The sequence below is a fragment of the Streptococcus sp. HMSC077D04 genome, from assembly GCF_001808785.1.
Taxonomy (GTDB): Bacteria; Bacillota; Bacilli; order Lactobacillales; family Streptococcaceae; genus Streptococcus; species Streptococcus mitis_BX.
Window position 1 is genome coordinate 1 of the sequence record NZ_KV794508.1, and the last position, 230, is coordinate 230.

General features: G+C 36.1%; 2 pseudogenes. Both read left to right on the forward strand.

What is annotated here, in order from left to right:
• Window positions 1-136, forward strand: a pseudogene (locus HMPREF2701_RS01680) (XRE family transcriptional regulator); the annotation flags it as partial.
• Window positions 136-230, forward strand: a pseudogene (locus HMPREF2701_RS11400) (toxin PezT); the annotation flags it as partial. The pseudogenes HMPREF2701_RS01680 and HMPREF2701_RS11400, both read left to right, overlap by 1 nt.

Below are 230 nucleotides of genomic sequence, written 5' to 3' on the forward strand. Positions count from 1 at the left end.
GAGTGATGATCTATCTGACTTGATTCATACGAATATCTATTTAGTAGAAAATTTTGATGAAATAGAGAGGTATAGCGGCTATTTGGATGGAATTGAACGTATGTTAGAGATATCTGAAAAACGGATGGTAGCCTAATGGAAATCCAAGATTATACTGATAGTGAATTCAAACATGCTCTAGCACGGAATCTTCGTTCTCTGACAAGAGGAAAAAAGTCCAGTAAGCAACC